This is a genomic window from Marinomonas sp. GJ51-14, assembly GCF_055808695.1.
Genome location: NZ_CM147879.1, coordinates 1,797,053 through 1,818,948 on the forward strand (window position 1 = coordinate 1,797,053; position 21,896 = coordinate 1,818,948).

Below are 21,896 nucleotides of genomic sequence, written 5' to 3' on the forward strand. Positions count from 1 at the left end.
TTTATGAGAGTAACCAATAACTTAATTTATGGGCAGTCTAGCAGGGCTATTGGCCAAGCGAACGAAAAAATACTGAATGTTCAGGAAAAAATTTCGTCACAAACTGACATTGTAAAACCGAGTGATAATCCAGTTGGAGCTAGTCAGGTTTTAATGTACCAAGGTAGTACACATCAACTAAAGTTGTTTGATGATTCTATCAAAATGGCAGTAGGCAACTTAGAGTATCAAGAAGTCGCATTAGATAGTTTGAATGGCTTTATGGATGATGTACGTACCTTGTTTATTCAAGCTCAAAATGACATTAATACCCAAGAAGATATTGATGCCATTATTCAAGAAATTAAGCTCATTACAGATTCTATGGCTGAGTTGATGAATACAAGAAGTGCTGATGGAAGTTATGTTTTTTCAGGCACAGACACGCAAGGCCCACCTTTTGCCATCAATAGCCAGGGGCGTTATGAATGGGTTGGTAATGAAGGGCAAAAATATGCCCAAATTTCGGAAGATATGCGGATTCCTGTAACCGATTCAGGTAAGAAATTATTTCAAGATATTTGGACAAACCGTTCTTTTACATCGGAGTTACTGGCTGGTGATGTAACCGTGACAGCAAAGGTGAAAAACCAAGGTGACTTTGATCAATTCATGGAAGAAAACTACGATCCAGAAGATCCATCTGCGAATGTTTTCCGTCTATCAACTTTTCCTATTGATGTAGATAACTTTGCTCTAGATGCAAGTTTTATTGATTCCAATACAAAAACAGATCAAGACAGACGTAGATCATTTGATGGTGAGCCTGGTACATACAGCATAACGAATAATGCTGGTGAGGTTGTGGCTTCTGGTGATTATATTGCCGGAAAGCCGATTTCTCTTGGTGGTATGTTATTTATTGCTAGGGGAGCGCCTGGTGCGATCATTGATATTTCTTTAGATAAACCAAGACGTGATAACGTCTTGAATGAAATTAATGATACATTGACGGTTCTTGGCGATCGATATTCAACCCATGAAGAACGAGAGCAGTCTTTCTTCGATGCAACCACTAGTATTAATAATGCTCAGCAAATGATTCGAGAAGGTCGCTCATCCGTTGGTGCCCGACTGAATATTCTTCAAGATAGAGGAGATTTTAGTTCAGCGAATCAATTATCAAATGCTGTTGCTCAAGATAGAATAGGTGGATTAGATGTCGCTGCAGCGGCAACAGAGTTAGCAATGAAGGAGGCTGCATTGACAGCCTCTCAGAAAGTGTTTTCTCGTATTAGTAATTTGTCTTTGTTTAATCAAATGTAAGATCTGAGGTATAGAGTAAAAGATGTCAGCATTTAAAGTAGAGTCTTGTTTTGGGGCTGATATCAATGTTGGGTATTTCGATATGGATGAAATACTCGGGATTTTAGATCTGAAGAGTCAGGTATTAGGCAGTAAACGAGTTAAAAGTCTTATAGCAATGCACGGACGTAAAGATCGCATTGTTGGTGTGGCTATGAGACAAGTTACATTTGATGTACTGCGTCAAACATTAGATTCTCAATTCCTTCCTTATGACCCCTATTTTACAAATGATGAAAAGTTATTGAGTAGCCGAAGAGAGCGACTTTATGATGCACAAGAGCGATTTCTTATCTTGTGTATATCTATGGCTCATGGTCGATCGGTTCGAAGTCTTAAAAAGCTGAACCCTGATCTCAATACTAAAGAACTCCGCAGTAAATATGGTCGCAATCAAAGTTTGTTTCGTTACTTTAGGGAAGAACTAAACGAGTATACGAGAGATTACATACTGACCTATAAAGACCGTATGAAAAAACTAGCGGAAGGGAAGGAAAATAGTGGCCGAGACGAAAATTCTCCGACAGAAAGTAGTTTTGATGAAAAGACTGAACCTACAGCAACAACTACTAAGCCAGCTGTAGCTGTTAAAAAAATACCATTAGAAAGTAAGTTTATTCCGACTTCGTTTGATGATGAAACTTCCACTGCGTTAAAACTTTTCCAAGACGGGCACCTATTATTGTCTACTCAAGTTGAGCGTTTTAAGCGAGGAGAGCAATTAGAGATGATCGAGTTGATGCGTTTTTGTCGTCGCTTGATTGAGTCTCATACCCGTAATAACTTTTCATTAATGGCAATTCGTCATATTAAAGATGCTTCTTCTTATCTAGAGCAACATGCTATGGGCATGGCTGTTCTAGCCATTCACTTTGCTAAGGCAATGAAACTTTCTAATGCTTATGTGGAAGTAATTTCTCTTGGTGCTTTGTTATTTGATTTAGGCCGCTTTCGTTTACCTATTTCTATGGTGACAAAAACAACCAAGATGACAGCCGGAGAGTTTGATTTATTCCGTAAGCATATACAGTTTGGTGAGCAAATCTTACAAAAATGTGGGAATGTTCCAAAAGCTGTGTATCAGATGCTAGCGGATCATCATGAAAAAATAGATGGCTCAGGTTATCCTGCTGGTAAGCAAGGTTCAGAAATATCAGTTTATGGAAAAATGGCTGCCATTATTGATGCTTACGATGCTATGACGTCTGAGCAGCCTCATAAACCTTCAATGGGGCCAATTAAAGCTTGCCAACAAATGCAGAAAGAGTCTGGATTAGCTTTTGATAGTGAATTACTTGCCGTGTTCCTAAAGCATATAGGGAGCGTTCCTGTTGGTTCTTGTGTGTCATTATCTAATGGTCGTGTAGGCTTTGTTCTTACTTTAAATAAGTTTTTTCAACCTTCTTTGGTTCGACAGGTTTACAGTATTACAAATAAAGCTTTTATAGGCGCTACTGATATCGAGTTGAATAAGTCTGCTAACTTACGAACAGAGGTGGTAATTGAGAAGGAAATGGATCCACAAGCTTTAGGTCTTCAATTTATCAATCATATTTCTTGATTTAGGAGCTGCTTTTTAAAGTTGGCTCTTTAGCATCCACTTTTTAGCATCCACTTTTTAGCATCCACTTTTTAGCATCCACTTTTTAGCATCCACTTTTTAGCATCCACTTTTTAGCATCTACTTTTTAGCATCCACTTTTTAGCATCCACTTTTTAGCATCCACTTTTTAGCATCCACTTTTTAGCATCCACTTTTTAGCATCCACTTTTTAGCATCCACTTTTTAGCATCTACTTTTTAGCATCTACTTTTTAGCATCTACTTTTTAGGTACTTATTTTTTATGTTTTTAGTATGAAAAACGAACGATTTTGAAGCTGTTTTGGTGCGGCTTTTTTTAAAACTTTAGTGTTTTATATGATTTCTTTTAATTTTTTTAATGAATCGTTTTTTTATCACTTTTTTCGCATTTTTTTGCCTTTATTTTTAAAGTTATTAGTCCTCAGTTCGATAACTGTGAGTACCACTTATTTTGAGCTTATAAAAAATAAATACTCAAAAAAAGTATAAAAAAAGTTAAAGGAAATCGTCACAGAGTCGATAACTTTAATAAGAGACAAAAACCAAATAATCAATTAAATCAAAAGGTTGTCTCGTTTTTAAAATGTTCTTAGGAGAGAAGAAATGGCTTTATACGTAAATACTAATGTGTCCTCGCTGAACGCTCAGCGTATGTTAAATAACTCTAGCCGAGATCTAGATACATCATTTCAGCGCTTATCATCTGGTCGTCGAATTAACAGTGCCGCAGATGATGCCGCGGGTCTTCAAATTTCTGATCGTTTGACTTCTCAGATTAATGGTTTGAACCAGTCTGTACGAAATGCAAACGATGGTATTTCTCTAGCACAAACTGCAGAGGGAGCCTTGGACGAAACAACAAGCATGTTGCAGCGTATGCGTACCTTGTCTATACAGGCAGCAAATGGCTCAAACTCAGATAAAGATCGTGAAGCTCTACAACAAGAGATGGCACAACTGTCTAAAGAGATTAACCGGATTGCAGATACAACTACATTTGGTGGAGCGAATTTACTAGACGGTACCTATCAAGGGGTTTTCCAGGTTGGTGCCGATGCAAACCAGACGATTAGTTTCACAATGGAGTTTGGTGGTGCGAATAATTCTATCGATTATCAGTCAAATAATGGCTTCACCATGTCGGGACTTTCAAATCAGGCTTCTTTTCAGGTGAGTGAAACGACGGCGTCTGTTTCAACCATAGTTAACGCACAAAGTATGATTGCAATCATTGACTCCATGATATCAGCAGTAGATTTTAAACGAGCAGAGCTAGGTGCAATACAGAACCGTTTTAGCTCAACTATTACTAACTTAAGTAATATATCTGAAAACATATCAGCGGCTCGTGCGCGAGTCCGTGATGCAGATTTTGCACAGGAGACAGCGAATTTGACAAGTACGCAAATTTTGCAACAGGCAAGTAGTACTATTCTTGCTCAAGCAAATCAGCGTCCTCAAACTGCGCTTTCTTTATTGGGTAGTTAATTTATATAAAAACATGACGTGAGGCAGCCAAGATAGTTGCCCTTACAAATGATTCGAGTGTTTCTCGGAATATAGGCTACTTCTCTCTCCTAGAGGTGCCTCTTAGGCCGGGTGGATTTTTTCACCCGGCTTTTTTTTACCTAAATTATGGTTTTTTTAGGTATTTGGAGATGTTTAAGGCTTATGCCATAGACGGTTATAGAGAGATTAGGTTTTTAGTTATGAGCAGTATTCCTATTTCTAACCGGCTTTGAGATGGGCTTTTCTAATGAGTTCAGAGTTCAGAGTTCAGAGTTCAGAGTTCAGAGTTCAGAGTTCAGAGTTCAGAGTTCAGAGTTCAGAGTTCAGAGTTCAGAGTTCAGAGTTCAGAGTTCAGAGTTCAGAGTTCAGAGTTCAGAGTTCAGAGTTCAGAGTTCAGAGTTCAGAGTTCAGAGTTCAGAGTTCAGAGTTCAGAGTTCAAGGTTTATCTAAAGTCTGCGTTCCTTGGGATGAGCGAAGATATTTAACTCTTTTCACTTATCTAGTAAATCGAAAGTGATTCTCTAGATGTGATTCTTAGGGAGTTGTTTTGTTACAGAGAGTTGAGAGTGACAGATCTTTTTTTGCTGACCTCAATTTTTGTAACTGTATTAAGGAGGGTGAAGGCCTATAGGGCTCGACCTAGGAATAAATACAAAATTTAAAGACAGAAAAGAAGGTCGGTATCTATCTATTTTTTTGATCAATGTGTTTCGTTGTGTAGTTTTTCGCACGCGACTTGGTGAAATAGTGAATGGTTTATGGCGAGTTATGTCTGGCTACTAGCTACTAATAGAGTGTTGTGTTTAGTGGAAATGCGCCTTTTGACCACTTGCTCAATACTCTGTTGTGGTATTTGTTTATCGCTTTTTCTTTGTAGTGAATAGCATTTGATATGAGATAGCAATATTTAGTCAGCTGCTTTGTCGGTGAATGCTTAGCTATTTGGTGATTTTAGTAAAGCGTTCTGGTCCGTACCAAACATTCTCGAACAACAATATAGATGGAATTATACGCAATGCCATAGTTTTTTTGACAGTCTTTTTTTAGACAAAAGGAGCTGTATGAAAAGTCATAAAGGTAAAGATGTATTTGGTTTTTTCTTCAAACACTTGGCGAGTATTCGTGCGACTTTGTCTTTTTTGAGGAAAGAGATAGACAGTCATATTCGATGTTCTAGGGCAAATCACGTCTATCGAATACTGAGGTGTGGATATGAAAACATTGTAAACGAGAATTCTATTAAAAGCGTTTTGCAGTAAACATTTTGTTGCGTCAATTCAATGATGAAGCGGATTAATAACCAGCTTCCTTATTAAGTTTTTGTCGGAATAGCGAGGTTGTGATTATGAAAAACCATAGTAATGAAAAGACATATTCGTTTTTAGCAAATACTTGGCCAATGAGCATTGGCAATGTTTCGTCTTTTTTCTGGCAACACCGTAATCACAATAAGCGATCTAGGATAAGTTGCCTTTGTTAAGTGCACGGAAGGCTACTTGTATGAGAAGTAATGGTGATGAAAGGACATATTCGTTTTTAGCAAACACTTGGTTAATGAGTATTGGTAATGCTTTGTCTTTTTGTTGCGACGCTCTAATCGCAGAAAATGATCCAGCGTGAGTAATGTTGATCGAATGAGAGCGCGCTGTTTTATAGCTTATTTTTGTTAAGACGCAGTGGAGGCTACGTTTATGAGGAAGCATGTCAATAAAAAGACATATTCGTTTTTGGTAAACGCTTGGCTTATAGGTTCCTGCATGACTTTATTTTTTATCAAGCTTTTTACTAAGAGTATTTTGTTGTGAGCTTTATTTTGATTGGTTCAATGGCGAATCCTATTAATGATGTAGTGCTTCGTTGTGCATTGTTATTTAAGAAATTTATCGGGTTGGAAGATTGTTTTTATGAAAAAAGATAAAAATGGAAATTCATATTTATTTTTATCTTTAGAAAATACTTTTTACAACGAGTATTGCCCATTTTTTATCTTATTTTGGGGCAAGGAACTGTGATTTCTAATAGACAGATCGAATCGTGTCGGTTGTATGTGTTGCGAGCTTTAGCTCTATTGGTTTGGTGATGGTTGGTGCTTTTAGTCCATTTTTTATTGAGAGGTTATCGTTATGACGCCGCTTTTGTGGAAAACCGTAAAAATGAAAAGAGATTCCTGCTCTTACTTAAGACTTAGGATCCAGCATAGCTATTAGATTGATATCTTTTTGGAAAGGCTTTTTGAGCTAAAGAAATGCTCTAAGGTAAGTGGCATCTTTTGTTTAGAGGTGTGTTCTATCCATGTTAGCTGAAAGTATTCTTGATGAAGAGAAAAGAGCGTTTATCTCGATATCAGTTGGAAATTTTTGATAGATGCCATTTCATTTTTATTCGTTAGTGGAAATGGATTGTGGATAAAAGAGCTGTGTTTAGTCGTCAGAGATTACAAAGAAATGTTGGTTTTAAGATATAGCGAGCAATGTTTAGGTGAGGGAATATTTTGTCCCTGAATGGGAATTCTTTTACCTAAGAGGATTGCTTTTTTGCCCTTTGCTATTTGGCTTTGTTAGTTGGTGTTGGAGTGGCAAGGAAATGAATGAAAGATTTTTGTCAGTATTTTTGGGGCTTAACGTCTATGAATGTAATTTTGAACGTTTTTTGAGCAATAAATACTGAATTTAGGTTGATGATGCATTTTTTTGAAAAAAAATGTAAAAAAATTTAATTGTTTTTTAATTCTTTTAAAACAATTAGTTAGGCATTAATTTGCCGCTTGGTGGGATGGTTTTTTCCGGTATGAGGAAAAAAAATCCAAAAAAGGTTAAAGGTTTTCAAGGTCTTGTCGAAAACCTTAATACGATCTGCTTGTTTGCAGGATTTAACAAAAACCCTAGGAGGCTGTGATGGCTCTTTATGTAAATACAAATACTTCATCTCTAAGTGCACAACGTCAGTTGATGAGTTCTAGTAATGAACTAGATACATCGTTTCAGCGTTTGTCTTCTGGTAAACGTATCAATAGTGCAGCGGATGATGCGGCAGGTCTTCAGATTTCTAACCGTTTAACATCTCAGGTTAATGGTTTGAATCAGTCTGTTCGTAACGCTAACGATGGTATTTCTTTGGCTCAAACTGCTGAAGGTGCATTGGACGAAACAACTAACATGTTGCAGCGTATGCGTACTTTGTCTATTCAGTCTGCAAACGGCTCGAACTCAGACAAAGACCGTGTTGCTCTACAGCAAGAAGTTAAGCAATTGTCTACGGAAATTAACCGTATTGCTGAAATTACTACTTTTGGTGGTGAGAATCTTCTGGATGGTACTTTTGCAGGTGTTTTCCAAGTTGGTGCGGATGCTAACCAAACTATCAGTTTCAGTATGGAAACTGGTGGCGCGAACAACTCTGTTGATTTCAGTGCTAATGGTGGTTTCACCATGTCAGGTTTATCAAGCAACGCAGCTACAGCTCAGGTAAGTAGTACAAGTGCTTCTGTATCTTCTGTTGCTAACGCACAAAGCATGATAGATATTCTGGATACTATGATTTCTGCAGTTGACTCTAAGCGTGCAGATTTAGGTGCAATTCAAAACCGTTTTGGTTCTTCAATCAGCAACTTAAGTAACATTTCTGAGAACGTATCTTCTGCACGATCTCGTGTACGTGATGCAGACTTCGCAGAAGAAACTGCAAAACTAACAAGTACGCAAATTCTTCAACAAGCGAGTTCATCTATTTTGGCTCAAGCGAACCAACGTCCACAAACTGCTTTGTCTTTACTAGGCTAATAGCAATATGTGATAGCGAAAAGCTGGAGTTGTTAACTCCGGCTTTTGTCTATTTGGAGGAACTCTGTTATGTCAATAAATTCCAGTGATTTTTCTAAGCAAAGCATTAATTATTCTTTAGGCTCTGAGTCCCGTGTCGCAGAGGATTTTGCTGCTCTACGCCAAGCTAATGCTAAAGTTGTTGAAAGTACTGCCGATACAAGTAAAACGGATAAGGACAGTACTAATTCCCGGTCTTCTCGTTCTTTTGAAAAGGTGGAGGCGTATGATATTGAGGCTATGAATAAAAAAATGTCTCAGTTGAATGTGCAGTTAACCTTTGAATTGAGAGAAGATCGAAATCAAAATATAGTAAAAGTATTAGATCAAACTACTGGAGATGTAGTTCGTCAAATTCCAACGGAAGATTTTCTTAAAATGTCTGAGAGAATTGATGCTATTATGAGCGAGCTGAGTGATGTCAAGGGTGCCTTGGTCAACAGTGAGGTTTGATTTAGATAGTAAATAACGTAAAGCGTTAGGAGATAAAGTTATGTCGATTGGCTCATTAGGTGCAGGGTCTGGTATGGATCTGGAGTCCCTCGTCAAGGAAATGGTGAGCGCTCAAAAAGACGCCAAAGTCAGACTTTATCAAGATAAAATCAATGGATATGAGGCAGAACTATCTGCATTAGGTCGAGTGGGTTCAGCCATTGATAGTTTTAAGTCCGTTGTAGAAGCTCTCGGTGATGATGAGCTCTTTACCGGTCGAGACGCAAAAGTAGCTCAAGCAGAAGGTGAGGAAGTGCTTTCTGTTTCTACAGATAATACCGCTTCTAATGGTTCTTACGCTATTGATGTCAATCAATTGGCGAAGGGCAGTCGAGTTATGTCGTCACCAGGACTTTTTTCGTCTGGCGATGATGTTATCAGTAAAGTTGATTCCACACTTACATTTAAAGCTGGCGACAATGAATTTACGCTAGATGTCAGAGCTGGTACAACCTTATCCGAGTTACGTAATCAAATTAATACCTCAGAAGATAATTTTGGTGTATCTGCTAATTTGGTTGATGATGGAACCGGAAATTTATTTTTTTCAGTAACTTCTTCTATTCAAGGTGCTGGAAATACATTGAGAATTACCAATGATTTGCCTGTGAAGATAGATGACGAAGGAAATGTTATCGATCCAGTTGAAATCGAAGAAGATGATAGCGACATACCAGCTGAAGAAAAAGAAGAAGCTTTTGTTGATGAGCTGGATTTAGCTGGCGATGATGTTGATTTCGCCAATGATGGCGAGATTCCTGAAGATGAAGTCGAAGAGCCCGTTGAAGAATTAGCCGCTGTAGCTGATGACATAGAGCAAATTGATGAGGAGGAATCTGAGGATATTTCTCTTGTTAATGGTGGTTCTGAGTTAAGTTTGAACTCTGTTTCTACAGATGGAATGTTTGCAGGTTTGTATACTCCGCTTGGAGAGCAGGCTCAAGATGCTGTTATCACAGTAGACGGTATTCAAATTCGTAATAAGACAAATACCTTTGAAGATGCAGTTGCTGGTTTGACTATTGAAGCCATTGATTTAACAGAAAAAACAACGAAGGTTGATGTCAGTTTTGATCAAAAAACTGTCCAAGAAACAATAGAAGAATTTATCTCTTCTTATAATGATCTAGTTAGTTTATTCCAAGAGAGCACGGATAAAAATGCGGCCTTAAACGGTAACAGTATGATTCGTAATCTGCAGTCCTCCTTGTCTAGTCAACTTATGACTAGCCAAGCTGGAACTGGTACTTTTACGTCTATTTTTGACCTCGGTGTGAAAATGGACAATCAAGGTATGTTGAGCTTTAACAGCACTAAATTCGATGAGGCAATGAAAAGAGGTTATAGCGAGGTTGCACCTTTAATATCTGGTGAAAAAGGCTTGGCTAAATCATTAGAGAACCTTTTAGATAATTATACTGGTTCTGGTGGCATGACAAATTCTTTAAAAGATTCAGTGCGTAACTCAATAGATAGTTCTGAAGATGCATTAGAAGCATACGAAGACCGTATGGTTCGTTATGAAGAGTCACTTCGCACCAAATTTACCGGATTAGACTCTCGTCTGGCTGAGATGAACGCACAAGGTAGTTATTTGAATTCTGTCCTGGCAAAAATGTAATTGTTTGAAATTGAATATTTGAATTAATGGGGTTGTATATGTACAAGAGTAAAGGGATTCAGGCCTATAGAAAGGATTCAATAAAATCCGATTTAGCCTCAGCTGATCCTCATCGCGTGATTCAGCTCTTGATGCAAGGCGCATTAGAAAAGCTCGCCTTGGGCAAAGGCTGCATTGAACGTGCTGATTGGGAAGGGAAATCAGCTGCATTAACTCGTGCTGTCGAAATTATAAATGCATTGCGAGATGCTCTAGATAGAGATGTTAATCCTGAACTTGTGGACAATCTTGAAACGCTTTATGAGTATATGACTGTACGAATTACTGAGGCGAGTGCCAGTAAAGATACAAGTATTATTGACCAAGTTATGGGGCTTATTCTACAGATCAAAGGAGCATGGGATCAAATCTCTGCTGCCGATAAACAAGCCGCTTATGAAGGCCAAGATGAAGCTCGTGTAGGTGCTGTGTAATGTTTGATATGTCGTACTTAACGACGTTGAGTAAAGCATTAGAGCAAAGTGTTATAGATAAAAATATTGAAGAGATTCAGCGATTATGCCAGATTAATGATGGCTTTATTAGAGCAATTGAGCCTCTTGAAAATGATAAGCAAGGTAATGAATGCATAAAGCATTTTATTGCGGTACATCAATCTGCGACTCGACTTATTCGTGATGTACATCTTGAAATGCAAAAGCAGCTTTACCAAACTAACAAGACCCGCAAAAGTGTTAATAAATACAAAGGCGTAAAAAATGCAGAATGAGGAATACTCACCCTCTCTTGAGCATGCGGAAGCGTTTGTTTCTTTGTTTGAAAGAGGTGCAGCGCGCCTCAGAGAGAATGATAAAGAATTTACTGATCGATACCTAAGAAACATGACGGTTTTTTCTCATGTCATGCCTCATATATTTGAATCTTTCCAAAACTATCAACCACAGAAACGCCATATTTACATGGAAGAGAGTGGGGAGCTTAACCTTTATCGAGAAGATATTGGTGCGCCGCTTTTTTCTTCAACTCCCAAAGAGCAAGCCGCAAGAAAAGTTACCCAAGCATTTAAAACACCGAACAAAACAGTTTTGAATCTTGATCGTACTGAAAATCATCCAAGTCGTCATGTTTATTACAGTAACAAAATCCTAGATCAGATTGCATTTCAGTCTGAAGGTCTTCAACAGCAAAAAGAGTGGCCTCAATTCGTCGGCTCAACAATATTGTTTGGTATCGAGTTTGGTTATCAGCTTGAAATGATTCTTGCTCAGCGAGATATAAAGCATCTGTATCTCTATGAATGTGATTTAGACTTTTTCTATTATTCATTATTTGCGATTGAGTGGGAGAATATTTTAGAAACATTTAATAATGATGGTCGCACTATTCATTTTTTCTTAGGTACAAACCCTGAAGAGTTTACCGAAAAATATTTGCAGCAGTTAGAAGAAAATGGCTATTTTATGGCTCCAGAAACCTATCTGCATGTTGCCTACAGTAGTCCTGAGAACAGTAAAGCCATTGAGCACTTTCAAAAACAGTATGCTCGTCAGGTGATGGGGTGGGGGTTTTTTGATGATGCTCTTATTGGTATTGCTCAAGGTTTGAGATCACTACCGAAAACAAAAGTGGCGCATTTTCAAGGGCGTGAAGCTCTCCCTAAATGGGTGACGAATATTCCTGTTTTCATATTAGGTAATGGACCATCTTTGGACCAGGGTATTGAATTGATAAAAGAAATTAGAGATCAAGTATTATTGATTTCTTGTGGTTCGACTATTAATACCCTCAAAAAGTTAGGCATTACACCAGATATACATGTAGATATTGAGCGTTTAAAGCAAACTGTAGATAAATTCTTATTTTTAGATCAAGACTATCTGGATAAAATCTGGGCTTTGTCGGTCAATGTTATGCATCCAGGTTTTTTTGATTGTTTCAAGCGCTCTGGTATGGCAATGAAGCCTGGTGAAGCAATTACCTCTTTAATGTTGAGCCAAGCACGTGCTCATGGTGATGATAAAGAATATGTTCAATTAAATTATTGTAATCCTATTGTTGCCAATTTAGCCCTGTCTTATGTTCATCTTTTTGGGTTTAATAATGTTTATTATTTGGGTGTGGATAACGGTTTTAAAGACAAGGGAAGCCATCATTCCATTAATAGTGGTTATTACAAAGATGGTAAAGAATCCGGTTTCCAGAGCTTTCAAGAAGCTAAATTAGTGGAAAGAGAAGGTAACTTTGGTGGTACTGTGCATGCTGCTGGTATCATGGACACATCTCGAGTTCAACTTGAATCATTGACTAGAGTATTGAATAAACGTCGGAATTTTGCCAGCTTCAATTTATCCGATGGCGCAAAAATAGAAGGTGTAACTCCCTTACGTATTGACGATGTATTAATAATGGATCCTAAAATTGATCATGGAAAAGTGATTGATATATTAGAAGATGTTTTCTTTACTGAGTCTCCAGCTGCGCTATTAGGAAAATCTGCTGAAGCCATTATTTCTGTCGAGGATTTCCGTAAAATAAGTCAAACGCTTCAACAAGGTTGGGGAGACGATATAGTCTCACGTGAACAGGTATGTGATTTACTTTGGTCTCACCATCGTCAAATATACTTCCTGAAAGGGAGTGTGCATCGTCATATATTTGATTTGTTAATTGGTTCTTTTACTTATTCTGCATTTCTCATTGTTCAGTTTTTGTTTAAGTATCAAGACGAAGCTGAAGTAGTTTCCCGTGCTCGCCATTTATTTTCTCCTTGGTGTGAATTTTTAGAAGAGATGCCGAGTATGCTTCAGCAGGCTTCAGAGTTTGTGGATCAAGGAAATGATCATTTAATTACTTTTTATAATGGCTAATTAGATTTGAAGGTAGGGAAAATCATTTGTCTACCTTCTTTTTCGTGATTTTTCTATTCTTCTGTGACTCTTAAAAGAGCTATTGAATCACTTTTTTTTGCGTGCAATACAATCAATAAGGTGATCATTCACCATACCTGTTGCCTGTATAAATGCATAGCAAGTGGTTGCACCGAGAAACTTAAAACCTCTCTTCTTTAAGTCTTTCGCCAATTTGGTTGATAGCTCTGTAACTGCTGGCACATCTGCAAGTGTATTTACCTCGTTATTAATAATTTGGTTATCATTGAAAGCCCAATAATAATCACTGAAAGAACCAAATTCTTCGACAATCTTGAGGAAGCATTTAGCGTTATTGATTGTTGCCTCTATTTTTGCTCGATGGCGAACAATACTTTTGTCTAACACTAAACGATCGACATCCAGGAGTGTCATTTGTGCAACTTTTAACGGATCAAAATTATGGAACGCGGCACGATAGCCTTCGCGTTTGCGTAAAATAGTAATCCAACTTAGACCCGCTTGAGCACTTTCTAGTACAATACATTCAAAGAGCATCTGGTCATCATACACAGGTACTCCCCACTCATTATCATGATAGTGAATGTATTCAGGAGATCCTAAACACCAGTTACAACGTACAGATTCCATTAATAATGCTCCGATATTTATTTTTATGGCACTATTTTGCAAATAGTCGTGCCAGTAATATTCAATACTACCCTTGTGAATTAATCATATCAGACCTAGCTTGAAATAGTGGTTTGTGTAGGACGGGACAATATGAAATTTAAACCAACATACGGACAACAAGATGTTGAGGTGTTAAAAGATGAATGCCTCTACAAAGGTTTTTTTGAAATGCGCAAATTAACCTTAAGGCATAAGAAGTTTAACGGTGAATGGAGCAATCCTATGACCCGTGAAATGATGGTTCGTAATGATGCTGTCTGCGTGCTTTTATTTGATCCTGTTGAGGATAAAGTTTTATTAATAGAGCAATTTCGTCCTGCAGTTTTAAAAAACCGTTCCCCTTGGTTACTTGAGTTGGTAGCAGGAATGGTAGAGGAAGGCGAAAGTGATGAAGGCGTGGCTCGTCGTGAAGCATTTGAAGAAGCTGGAGTGGTGGTAAAACGACTTGAGTATATGTTTAAGTTTGTTCCTTCGCCTGGTGGTTTGGTGGAGTTCTTACGAATGTATGCTGGAGAATTTGATTCCAGTTTGGTTGATGTGACGAAAACGCATGGTTTGGATACAGAAAACGAAGATATTAAGCTGCATCTAGTATCTTCAGAAGAAGCAATTGATTTACTAGAACAAGAAATAGAAAACGCCAGTACGATTATGGGGCTGCAGTGGTTTGCCTTAAATAAAACAGATTTATTAAAGCGTTGGTGTGCATGAGTTTATGAAACAGGATAAAAATTTCGCACCTACAAAGATGGCTTTCTTACAGCCCTTAATAGGTATAGCCTCTTTTTTATTTATGTCAGGTAACGTCTTTTTTTGGACCTTGCTGGTACATGTTATTGCACCTTTATTATTGATAAAAAGAGAGCATAACGAAGCTTTGGTAGAGCAATACTTTAATCGCCTTTATTATGGTTGGATTGCGTCAAACGAATGGTGGTTTAAGAATGTGCTTGGTGTTCATTGGGAATTAGATGAAACCATGCGTACTAATTTTGATGATTGGCATTTGATGATAGCCAACCATCGATCTTGGGTTGATGTGTTTGTTATTTTTGCACAACTAAAAGGGCGTCGTCCTTTGCCTCGTGTTTTTATGAAACAAGCCTTGTTTTGGATTCCCCTTGTTGGGACAGCTACTTACATCATGGGGTTTCCCTTCATGAAACGCTACAGTAAGGATCAGCTAAAGAAGAACCCCAACTTGGTTGGCAAAGACCTAGCGACGACGAAGCGATCTTGTATTCGACTTTTAAAACGACCTAATTCCATTATGAGCTTTGTTGAAGGAACTCGTTTTACTGAAGCAAAACATAAGCAACAATCGTCCCCTTATATGTGCTTACTTAAACCTAAAGCGGGTGGTGTGAGCTTTATATTGCAAACGATGCCTCAAACGATAAAAAGCCTAATAGACATCAATGTACTATATGAACAAACTCATATTTCTGGATGGGATTTACTTTGCGGTCGTATTGGACGAGTTAAAGTTAGCGTTCGTGAAGTCGCTTTGCCAGAAGCAATGCTGTTATCGACATACCAAGCAGCAGGAAGCGATCGGGATCACTTTTTTAATTGGTTTAATCTATACTGGCATGATAAAGATATGCGGATGTACCACCAACTTAAAGCCTTAAGATATCCTTCTTTAGATTCGAATGCAGGTTGCTTAAATTCAGAATCTGGGTTTTCAGAAGAAAGTAGGGTTCAAGAATGACTCATACAGCAAAGGCTCAGATGATAAAGAAAAGATCAAATCAATATGTACCTGATTTAGTCAGCTTACAGATGCTCGGTGAGTTGAATTATCGCCGTCTAGGTAAGCTGATGCGCGGTGAAGAATCTTTAGATGCTTGGCACTTTTCTATTCATACGGTGGGTGAGCAAGAGAGTCGCTTACGTCTTACTCTTGGTCAAGAAAGTCGCTTCACGTCTGAAATTATGCTGGAGTTTGGTCCTGAAATTCCGAAGCAATTGTTATTTAAAACAACGCTGTCTATGACAGTGCGTTTGTATCATGATGTTAAGATTGCCGAAATAACCGATGGACATCGACAATACAGAGGATCCTATCCTTATCCTAATGATGCTATGTTGCATCGGGACGAAAAATTTCGTTTGAATCAGCAGTTGGCAGATTTGTTAGAGCTTTGTTTAAAGCATGGACACAGACTGAACAGTGATTTGTCTTTTCAATTTGCCTAAGACTATGAATAAACGAGTTAACGAACCACTGAGAGCATCGATGAAAACATTATTGTATATCCATGGTTTTAACAGTTCTGAGTTGTCTCATAAAGCGACGGTACTGAGTGACGCTGCCGAGCGAAAAGGACAGATAGATAGGATTATTTCGCCTCGTTTATCTTGGCAGCCAGCATTAGCGATTAAGCAATTAGAAGTCATTATTGAAGAAAAACAGTCTCAAGGTATTACACTGATTGGCAGTTCGTTAGGTGGTTTTTATGCCGCTTACCTTGCTGAAAAATACCGTATAAAAGCGATTTTAGTGAATCCAGCGGTACAGGCCCCAATATTACTCAAAAACCACTTAGGTCTACAAACTAACCCCTATACCAATGAAGAATATGAACTAACACTCGCTCATATGCTGGAGCTAGAGAAGCTCATCATAACCAAGCCAACGGCCGAGCTTTATTGGTTAATGTTACAAGAAGGTGACGAAGTATTGGATTATCGCGAAGCACTGAAAGCCTTTCCTCAAGTCAGTCGATTAACGCATGAACAAGGTGGAGATCACCGTTTCATTGGATTCGAACGATTTACCGAAGAAATTCTTCATTTTGCTGAAATAATAATCGACTAAACCACTGCTTTTATTGGACTATTTCACACTAGGCAAAACCAGTGATAGACTCTAGTCATCTAATTTACTCTCGAATGCGATATAAAGAATGAATCTTGTCTCGCACGATCAATTTGGAAGAAAAACACCCATGTCTGCAAAAGAATATAACGCTGGATCGATAGAAGTTCTTAGTGGCTTAGAACCTGTACAAAAACGTCCTGGAATGTACACAGATACCACTCGTCCTAATCACCTTGGGCAAGAGGTTATCGATAACTCAGTAGATGAAGCCTTGGCAGGTCATGCAGATCGCATAGAAGTTATTCTTTATAAAGACGGCTCTTTGAGTGTAGAGGATAATGGGCGAGGCATGCCCGTTGATATCCATCCAGAAGAAGGGGTGTCAGGTGTTGAATTGATTCTGACTAAACTCCATGCGGGTGGTAAATTTTCAGGTGATAACTATCAATTCTCTGGTGGTTTGCATGGTGTTGGTGTCTCTGTTGTAAACGCTTTATCGACTTCATTAGAAGTCTGGGTAAGACGTAATGGTATTCAATATCATATTGGTTTTGAAAATGGTTTTAAAACCTCTGATTTGAAAGAAATAGGTACCGTCGGTAAAAAAAATACAGGCACGAAAGTAAAATTCACCGCGGATGTGACCTACTTTGATAGTCCAAAATTTTCTTTATCTCGCCTTAAGCACTTATTAAAAGCCAAAGCGGTATTGTGTTCTGGTTTACACGTGGTTTTTATTGATCAAAGTGGCAGTGAAGACGTTCGTGAAGAATGGTTTTATCAAGATGGTCTTAAAGATTATTTAGCTCTAGCCAACGAAGGTTTTGTGTTGTTACCAGAAACACCTTTTATCGGAGGTTTAACTGAAAAAACGCAAGGCGTAGACTGGGCTGTGCAATGGTTACCAGAAGGTGGTGAACTCATTACTGAAAGCTATGTAAACTTGATTCCAACAGCACAAGGCGGTACGCACGTTAATGGCTTACGAACTGGCTTACTTGAAGCGATTCGTGAGTTTTGTGACTTCCATAATTTATTACCTCGCGGCATTAAGTTAACAGCGGAAGATGTTTGGGACCGTTGTAGCTACGTTTTATCAGCAAAAATACAAGAGCCTCAATTTTCAGGGCAAACCAAAGAACGTTTGTCTTCTCGTCAGGTTGTCGCTTTTATTTCTGCCACGGTTAAAGATTCATTTAGTCTGTGGCTTAACTCGCATGTTGAAGATGGTAAGCAGATTGCTGATATTGTTATCAACAGTGCGCAAAAACGTTTAAAAGCCAGTAAGAAAGTGGTCCGTAAAAAAATCACTCAAGGTCCAGCATTACCAGGTAAATTGGCAGATTGTTCAGGTCAAGATTCCACTCGCAGTGAACTATTCCTAGTAGAGGGTGATTCCGCTGGTGGCTCAGCTAAACAGGCTCGCGAAAAAGATTTTCAAGCAATTTTGCCGTTACGAGGCAAAATTTTAAATTCTTGGGAAGTGGATTCTGGTCAGGTGCTTGCCTCCCAAGAAATCCATGATATTTCTGTCGCCATTGGAGTTGATCCAGGTGATGATGATTTAAGTGGTCTTCGTTATGGCAAAGTCTGTATTTTAGCCGATGCCGATTCGGATGGTTTGCATATCGCAACATTGATCTGCGCTTTATTTGTTCGACACTTCCCAGCCTTGGTAAATAACGGACACGTGTTTGTGGCTATGCCTCCTTTGTATCGAATAGACCTTGGTAAGGAAGTGTATTACGCTCTTGATGACGAAGAAAAAGATATTACCTTACATAAAATTGCCGCTGAGAATAAGCGTGGAACACCAAATGTACAGCGTTTCAAAGGCTTAGGTGAGATGAACCCATCACAACTACGTGAAACGACCATGGCACCCGATACACGTCGTTTGATACAGCTTACAATGGAAGATAAACCTGATACAGACGAACTGCTTGATAAATTACTTTCTAAAAAACGGGCAGGGGATAGGAAGAGCTGGCTAGAAACATACGGAAATTTAGCGATAGTTGATTAATTTATTAATTAAGAAAAATCCTATAAAGGTGTTTAATAATTAGATTAAAAAATATTGGTTTATGTCTGAGCGGAAAAACTGAAAATCTTAAGGGTGAAGAAATCGGTGTTACACTTAGGTATCTATAAATTTAATTTATGGTCTTGTATTAAAAATTAATTTTAAAGCAGAGTAATAAGCTTAAATTCAGGAGAATATTAGATAAGTTAAAGAGCTAGAAAAATCTAACTCTTTAACTTGAGGAAATAATCTAAATGTTAACGATTTAAGCTTATTGAGAAATGGCTCGTTAATAAATCGAGATTATCTAGGTGCCTATTAAGTTGAGCTCCGTGCTTGTTAAAGGTGTTGTTAGATTCTACTGCTAAATTTGCACTTTCTTGTACTACAGTCATTTGTCGGCTAGTTTGTTCACTAATACTTGATTGTTCATGCATTGCCATATCGACATTAGTAGCTAGTTTATAAATGTTTTTAACAGAGTTCAGTACTAATTCAAATGCTTCATCTGTTTCTTCTGCTTGTTTTACAGTTTGTTCTGATGCAGACACACCATCACTGATAGATTTAACGCACGCTGCGGTATCGTTTTCTAACCCAGAAATAATATCTCGGATATCACGTGTAGAAGCTTGAGTACGAGAAGCCAGATTTCTAACTTCATCCGCAACAACAGCAAAACCACGACCTGCTTCTCCTGCGCGTGCAGCCTCTATCGCCGCATTTAATGCCAAAAGATTAGTTTGATCAGCTATTGCTGTAATCACATCAATTACTTTTCCTATGTTATCACTACTGACCGCTAGCGTAGATACGGTAGCATGAGTTTGCTCAAGAGATTTAGCTAATTGATCTATAGAGGTGACCATTTGATTTAATTGCTCTCGGCCTTTCAAAGTCGAGTTTTGAGACTCTTTTGATGCCTCTAAAGTATCTGTGGAAGCTAATGCGACTTGTTGCTGGCTATCAAGCATTTTTGTCATCGCTAGAGATATCTCTTGAACATGTGCTCCTTGACCAGAGACTGCTTCATTAGCATCACTAACACAAGAGTCAGAGCGTTCTTTCGCTCGTCTTATATAAAAGCAAGTGTTATCTAGTCTTGCGATAATTGCTCTCATTTCTGCTTGCTGACTGGTTAAAGCAATATCTATTTTACCCAGTTCATCAGTCCTTCCTGTAAAAAGGTAGGTTAAAAGTAAATGCCCTGATTTAGCATCATATTTTTTAGCAAGTTTTCTAAAAGGAGATAGCCATAGTCTAGCTGCGACAGCACTAATAACGCCAAATGTTATGGTTATCAAAGCCTGAGATAGACTGTTATTGATTATATCTAGCAGAGCTAAAATCAAAAATGGAAGTGTTATTGTAATCAGAAGATAGCCTTCCCACGATACTCGTGGCTTTTTAGCGCCTATCGGCGTGGTTCCATCTTTCCATTTACGATATTCACTTTCTGCTCTCTCTTTTGCTTCAGGGGAAGGCGCACTGCGAACAGATTGATATTCAATTACTTTTCCGTTGTGATCAAGAATAGGCGTTACGTATGCATCAACCCAATAAAATGAACCATCTCGGCATTTATTTTTAACCATCCCTCGCCATGATTTACCTGCTTTAATGGTTGCCCATAAATCTGCAAAGGCTTGTTTTGGCATGTCAGGGTGCCGAATAATATTGTGGTGTTGGCCAATTAGTTCATCTCTTGTATAACCAGAAACTGTCACAAAATCATCATTGGCATAAGTAATATCGCCATTTAAATCCGTTGTTGTGATGAGTCTTGCATCTGCTGGAAAAATAACTTCATGATCATTTACTGCGTGTGTTTTTTTCATTCTAGATCCATATGAATTACAAAAAAATGGTAATCATCGAATATTGAAGAGTTAGAATTATGATTTTTATAGAAACTGTTCATACCTATGACATAGATCATTATATTATTTTTCAAATTAGTCTTGCAATATCTCGATCTCTATGAAGATTTATATTTAACAAATTTAAAATGACAATTATTTTTGGATTTTTATTTTTTATATAAAAAATACGTTTGTTTTTTTAATTGTTTTACAAAAGTTTACGTGTTTTCATGAGCCATAAAATTATGGTTGATTTAGTTTTTTGTACTACAATATAGGCTGTCTGATCAGACTAAAAATTCTGAAAGTGCAAAAGATAGTAAGAAAATTTATTTTTAAACATGACATATTTATTGCCTTACTCATCCCCTTTTGAATGCTAACTTATTGGGTGATAGGTCTTGATGAGCGCTTGTTTATAGATTTGATATCGTCTTATCTAGTATTTCAAACTAACTTTATATAGGGTTGGTTTCCTTAGACCTTTCTTTTGAATAGGTATAAGTTAAATATATTTATCATTTTTTACCTAGCCCCGCTAAAATATACCGTATAGTTCGATTGAAAATAGCTAACCCAAATGGAAATGAATGAATGTCTGAAAAAAAAGACGACGATGTAATCAGTGAAGAAGTGCTCTATGAAAAGATCGATTACTACTTAATGACGTACGGCACAGATCGATCACTATTGTGTGTGTCTGAATTAGATGGTTTCTTAACCGCATTGGGCTGTGCCTCAAAAGAATTAGAGCCAGACCTTTGGTTGAATGCTATTTGGGGGGCAGATGAAGACCAACCTAAGTGGGAGTCTGCCGAACAAGAGGATGAGTTCTTAAGCCTTATTTTGATCATGTATATGGAAACCATGAACAGCTTATTATTTGGCGATTTTTACCCTGTTTACTTAGAGCAAGAAGTAGAGGGGGAATTCAAGATTCTCGTTGAAGAATGGTGTGTTGGCTTTATTCGAGGAGCAAAGCTTATCGGAATTGGCTTATCTGGTGATCGAGAATTTTTTGATGAAGTGTTAGCTCCTGTTCGTTTATTCGGTACAGAGGCTGGTTGGGATAAAATGCAAGGCATGGTTGATGAGGAGGTTGCTTTCTGGCGCGAAACATTAGAGCCTTCTGTGCTACGTTTGGTGAAACATTTTCATCCAGAGATACAGGGTAATAGCCAAAATACGGAAACTCGTGTACTTCATTAATTATTGCTGACTGCTTGTTACTAATAACCAAGACATAAAAAACCG

17 protein-coding genes are annotated in these 21,896 nt (G+C 38.0%); 15 read left to right on the forward strand and 2 right to left on the reverse strand.

Annotation, left to right across the window (positions count from 1 at the left end; all coding sequences use genetic code 11):
* The first annotated feature begins 3 nt into the window (after window positions 1–3).
* The 9 genes from flgL (at window position 4) to AC0L3Y_RS08705 (ending at window position 13,234) form a co-directional block, all read left to right on the forward strand.
* Entirely contained in the window at window positions 4–1,305 is a 1,302-nt protein-coding gene (gene flgL, locus AC0L3Y_RS08665; RefSeq protein ID WP_473470487.1) for a flagellar hook-associated protein FlgL, read from the forward strand.
* Between the two features lie 22 nt (window positions 1,306–1,327).
* A complete protein-coding gene (locus AC0L3Y_RS08670; protein ID WP_473470488.1) occupies window positions 1,328–2,905 on the forward strand; it encodes an HD-GYP domain-containing protein in 1,578 nt (525 codons plus the stop codon).
* A 625-nt stretch (window positions 2,906–3,530) separates the two neighbouring features.
* A complete protein-coding gene (locus AC0L3Y_RS08675; protein ID WP_473470489.1) occupies window positions 3,531–4,415 on the forward strand; it encodes a flagellin N-terminal helical domain-containing protein in 885 nt (294 codons plus the stop codon).
* Window positions 4,416–7,330: 2,915 nt separating this feature from the next.
* A complete protein-coding gene (locus AC0L3Y_RS08680) occupies window positions 7,331–8,215 on the forward strand; it encodes a flagellin N-terminal helical domain-containing protein (RefSeq protein WP_473470490.1) in 885 nt (294 codons plus the stop codon).
* Between the two features lie 69 nt (window positions 8,216–8,284).
* Window positions 8,285–8,707 (forward strand): flagellar protein FlaG, encoded by a 423-nt coding sequence (locus tag AC0L3Y_RS08685; protein WP_473470492.1) that lies wholly within the window; start codon window positions 8,285–8,287, stop codon window positions 8,705–8,707.
* 40 nt (window positions 8,708–8,747) lie between these two features.
* Complete coding sequence (gene fliD, locus AC0L3Y_RS08690; RefSeq protein WP_473470493.1) at window positions 8,748–10,367, forward strand: flagellar filament capping protein FliD; 1,620 nt, start codon at window positions 8,748–8,750, stop codon at window positions 10,365–10,367.
* A 38-nt stretch (window positions 10,368–10,405) separates the two neighbouring features.
* On the forward strand, window positions 10,406–10,840 hold the full coding sequence (fliS, locus tag AC0L3Y_RS08695; protein WP_473470494.1) for a flagellar export chaperone FliS: 435 nt from the start codon (window positions 10,406–10,408) through the stop codon (window positions 10,838–10,840).
* Window positions 10,840–11,136 carry a hypothetical protein gene (locus AC0L3Y_RS08700; protein ID WP_473470496.1) on the forward strand — a complete coding sequence of 99 codons (297 nt, stop codon included), beginning with the start codon at window positions 10,840–10,842 and terminating at the stop codon, window positions 11,134–11,136. Before fliS ends, AC0L3Y_RS08700 begins: the two co-directional genes overlap by 1 nt.
* Window positions 11,126–13,234, forward strand: a complete 2,109-nt coding sequence (locus AC0L3Y_RS08705) for a motility associated factor glycosyltransferase family protein (RefSeq protein WP_473470497.1) — start codon at window positions 11,126–11,128, stop codon at window positions 13,232–13,234. Before AC0L3Y_RS08700 ends, AC0L3Y_RS08705 begins: the two co-directional genes overlap by 11 nt.
* A gap of 87 nt (window positions 13,235–13,321) precedes the next feature.
* Here AC0L3Y_RS08705 and AC0L3Y_RS08710 read toward each other — a convergent pair whose 3' ends face one another.
* On the reverse strand, window positions 13,322–13,885 hold the full coding sequence (locus AC0L3Y_RS08710; RefSeq protein WP_473470498.1) for a DNA-3-methyladenine glycosylase I: 564 nt from the start codon (window positions 13,883–13,885) through the stop codon (window positions 13,322–13,324).
* Between the two features lie 132 nt (window positions 13,886–14,017).
* On the opposite strand from AC0L3Y_RS08710, the gene AC0L3Y_RS08715 reads away from it, so the two are divergent.
* From AC0L3Y_RS08715 to parE, 5 genes are all read left to right on the forward strand, one after another.
* Entirely contained in the window at window positions 14,018–14,638 is a 621-nt protein-coding gene (locus AC0L3Y_RS08715) for an NUDIX domain-containing protein (protein ID WP_473470499.1), read from the forward strand.
* Between the two features lie 4 nt (window positions 14,639–14,642).
* Window positions 14,643–15,641, forward strand: a complete 999-nt coding sequence (locus tag AC0L3Y_RS08720) for an acetyltransferase (RefSeq protein WP_473470501.1) — start codon at window positions 14,643–14,645, stop codon at window positions 15,639–15,641.
* On the forward strand, window positions 15,638–16,129 hold the full coding sequence (locus AC0L3Y_RS08725) for a DUF1249 domain-containing protein (RefSeq protein WP_473470502.1): 492 nt from the start codon (window positions 15,638–15,640) through the stop codon (window positions 16,127–16,129). Before AC0L3Y_RS08720 ends, AC0L3Y_RS08725 begins: the two co-directional genes overlap by 4 nt.
* A gap of 40 nt (window positions 16,130–16,169) precedes the next feature.
* The gene (locus AC0L3Y_RS08730) at window positions 16,170–16,751 is read left to right on the forward strand and encodes a YqiA/YcfP family alpha/beta fold hydrolase (RefSeq protein WP_473470503.1); all 582 of its coding nucleotides are present in this window, start codon (window positions 16,170–16,172) and stop codon (window positions 16,749–16,751) included.
* A gap of 130 nt (window positions 16,752–16,881) precedes the next feature.
* Complete coding sequence (gene parE / locus AC0L3Y_RS08735; RefSeq protein ID WP_473470504.1) at window positions 16,882–18,780, forward strand: DNA topoisomerase IV subunit B; 1,899 nt, start codon at window positions 16,882–16,884, stop codon at window positions 18,778–18,780.
* A 257-nt stretch (window positions 18,781–19,037) separates the two neighbouring features.
* On the opposite strand, the gene AC0L3Y_RS08740 is transcribed toward parE, so the two are convergent.
* On the reverse strand, window positions 19,038–20,618 hold the full coding sequence (locus AC0L3Y_RS08740) for a methyl-accepting chemotaxis protein (RefSeq protein WP_473470505.1): 1,581 nt from the start codon (window positions 20,616–20,618) through the stop codon (window positions 19,038–19,040).
* 618 nt (window positions 20,619–21,236) lie between these two features.
* Between AC0L3Y_RS08740 and AC0L3Y_RS08745 the strand changes: the two genes are divergently transcribed.
* Window positions 21,237–21,851: a UPF0149 family protein gene (locus tag AC0L3Y_RS08745; RefSeq protein ID WP_473470506.1), complete on the forward strand. Its 615-nt coding sequence runs from the start codon at window positions 21,237–21,239 to the stop codon at window positions 21,849–21,851.
* Window positions 21,852–21,896 lie beyond the last annotated feature (45 nt).